General features: G+C 64.6%; 2 protein-coding genes and 1 pseudogene. 2 read left to right on the top strand and 1 reads right to left on the bottom strand.

The features are described from left to right. Both EOD07_RS38730 and EOD07_RS29650 read left to right on the top strand, forming a co-directional pair. Positions 1 to 177: pseudogene (locus tag EOD07_RS38730) on the top strand (radical SAM protein); the annotation flags it as partial. Between the two features lie 2 nt (positions 178 to 179). Continuing rightward, complete coding sequence (locus EOD07_RS29650; protein WP_127237863.1) at positions 180 to 1,646, top strand: UdgX family uracil-DNA binding protein; 1,467 nt, start codon at positions 180 to 182, stop codon at positions 1,644 to 1,646. Between the two features lie 282 nt (positions 1,647 to 1,928). Here EOD07_RS29650 and EOD07_RS29645 read toward each other — a convergent pair. Further along, a partial coding sequence (locus tag EOD07_RS29645; protein ID WP_127237862.1) for an MOFRL family protein occupies positions 1,929 to 2,736 on the bottom strand: 808 nt, incomplete at its 5' end.

Below are 2,736 nucleotides of genomic sequence, written 5' to 3'. Positions count from 1 at the left end.
CGCCGCTCCCGCCGCTACCGGCGGCTGCGGCTCGAGGATGTCGGCCGGCTTTGCCATTCGGTCGCCAAGGTGCGGCCCTTCATCATCGCGGAAGGCTGGTCGCCCGGCGCGCTGACCGACAAGGCCGGCTTGCGCCAGGCGATCACCCGCTCCTGCGAGCAGCTTTCATTGTTCTGACCATGACAAGAACTCAACTCAACCTCGCCGCTCATCTCGTCCGGCTCGAAAGCCAGACCGATTTTGCCGGCTGGCGGGATGCGGCGCGCCGGCTGGCGACGAACGATATTCCGCCGGAAGATGTCGCGTGGCATGTCGAACCGGGTCACGAAGAGAGCGCCAGCGATCTGCCTGAAGCACAAGTCGGTGCGCGGCTGGTGGTGCCGCGTGACTTCATCGAGCGGGCCGAGACGGTGATCTGCCATTGCGATCCTGAGCGCTTCGGCTTTCTTTACCGGCTGCTCTGGCGGCTGCGTTCGGAGCCCAAGCTGCTTTCGATCGCCACCGATGCCGATATCCGGCGGCTGAAGGCGATGGAGAAGGCGGTGCATCGCGACATCCACAAGATGCGCGCCTTCGTGCGCTTCCGAAAAATCGGCGAAGGCCGGGACGAGCGCTATGTCGCGTGGTTCGAGCCCGATCATTTCATCGTCGAGCGCAACGCCGATTTCTTCGTGCGCCGATTCACCGGCATGCGCTGGACGATCCTGACTCCGTACGCCTCGGCCGACTGGGACGGCGAGCGGTTGGCGATCGGCCCAGGTGCGGCCAAGCGCGACGCGCCGGCGGAAGACGATGCCGAGACGCTGTGGCGGACCTATTTCGAAAACATCTTCAACCCGGCCCGCCTCAAGGTAAAGGCGATGCAGAGGGAGATGCCTAAGAAATATTGGCGGAACCTTCCCGAGGCCTGGCTCATTCCAGATTTGATAGCAGGAGCGGACAGAGCCGCATCAGACATGATCGCCCGAATGCCAACCACCCCAGCGCCGCACCATGCCAAGGTGAAGGCCAAGCACTGGCCAACACCCGAGCCGTCCGATGTGGTGGCGCCTGAAGCCGAAGACATTCCGGAGCTGCGCGAGGAGGCGAAAGGCTGTCGCCGCTGCCCGTTATGGCGCGATGCGACGCAGACCGTCTTTGGCGAGGGGCCGGAGGATGCCGATGTGATCTTCGTCGGCGAGCAGCCCGGCGACCAGGAGGATCTGGCCGGCAAGCCCTTTGTCGGGCCAGCGGGCAGAATATTCGACAGCATCCTGGACGACGCCAAAATCGACCGTCGCAAGGTCTATGTCACCAATGCGGTCAAACACTTCAAATTCGAGCCGCGCGGCAAGCGGCGCATCCACTCGAAGCCCAATGCCGGCGAAATCCAGGCCTGCCGCTGGTGGCTGGACAAGGAACTCGATCTCGTCAAGCCGAACCTCGTCGTGGCGCTCGGCGCGACGGCGGCGCAGTCGCTGCTCGGCAAGGCGGTGCCGATCACCAAGATGCGCGGCGACGTGGTCGAGCGCGAGGACGGGTTGCGGGTGTTCCTCACCATCCACCCGTCCTTCATCCTGCGCATCCGCGAGCAGGAGGATAAGGAAGCCGAGCAGGAGCGGTTCTTGCAGGATATGCGGAAGGTGAGGCAGTTGATGGCTGCTTGATCGTTCTACGCGACCAACGGACCGTGGCCTGTGCTGTCGGACGGTCTAAGGCGTTGGAGATTAGCCGAAGCGCCTATCGTTTCGTCATCCAGGGGCGAAGCAAGGAGCGTAGCGACGCAGCGCAGACCCGAGGATCCATGCCGTGACTTCAACGTATCGCTACGGTCCAGAATTCTGCTCCCCTGCACTCCACGGCCGAGGTAATGGCATGGATTCCAGGGTCTGCGCGCGTCGCTTCGCTCCTTGCTTCGCCCTGGAATGACGACTTCTGCGGGCTCCACGCTATCGAACGAGTATTGCCCTCAGATCATTCACGTTCGTCCCGGTCGGTCCCGGCACAAACAAATCCCCGACCGCATTGAACGCCGTCCAGGCGTTGTTGCCGGCAAGCATCGCCTTGGCATCGACGCCTACCGCCCGCATGCGCGACACGGTCGAGCCGTCGGCGAAGGCGCCGGCATTGTTCTCCGAGCCGTCGATGCCATCGGTGTCGGCGGCCAAGGCATGGATGCCGTCGACGCCATCGATGCCGATGGCGAAGGCGAGCAGGAATTCGGAATTGCGGCCGCCCTTGCCCTTTATGCCGTTAATAGGGGCCCTCAACGTCACCGTGGTCTCGCCGCCGGACAGGATAAGCACGGGCTTGGAGAAGGGGCGGTTGCGCGTCGCAACCTCGCGCGCGATCGCGGCGTGCACGCCGCCGACCTCGCGTGCCTCGCCTTCGATCGCATCCGACAGGATGACGGCCCCGATGCCTTGCCGCCTGGCTTCGGCGGCTGCCGCTTCCAGCGAGACGCCGGCCGAGGCAGTCAAATGGACCTCATTGCCGGCAAAGCGTGGATCGTCGGGGCGCGGCGCGTCGGCGGCCGGCGACTGGATATGCGCCATGACCGCATCCGGCAGTTTCATGCCATAGGCGGCGATCGAGGCCAGCGCGTCCTCGCGACTGCCGGTGTCGGGAACGGTCGGCCCCGAGGCAACCAGCGCCGGATTGTCGCCGGGGATGTCGGAGACGACCAGCGACACGACGCGCGCAGACCCTGGAATCCATGCCATTACCTCGGCCGTGGAGTGCAGGGGAGCAGAATTC

Source organism: Mesorhizobium sp. M2C.T.Ca.TU.002.02.1.1 (genome assembly GCF_003997225.1).
This window is presented reverse-complemented; position numbering and strand designations above follow the sequence as displayed.

Coding starts and splice junctions, on each gene's coding strand:
- EOD07_RS29650 (WP_127237863.1), top strand. CDS start 180: ATGACAAGAACTCAACTCAACCTCGCCGCTCATCTCGTCCGGCTCGAA.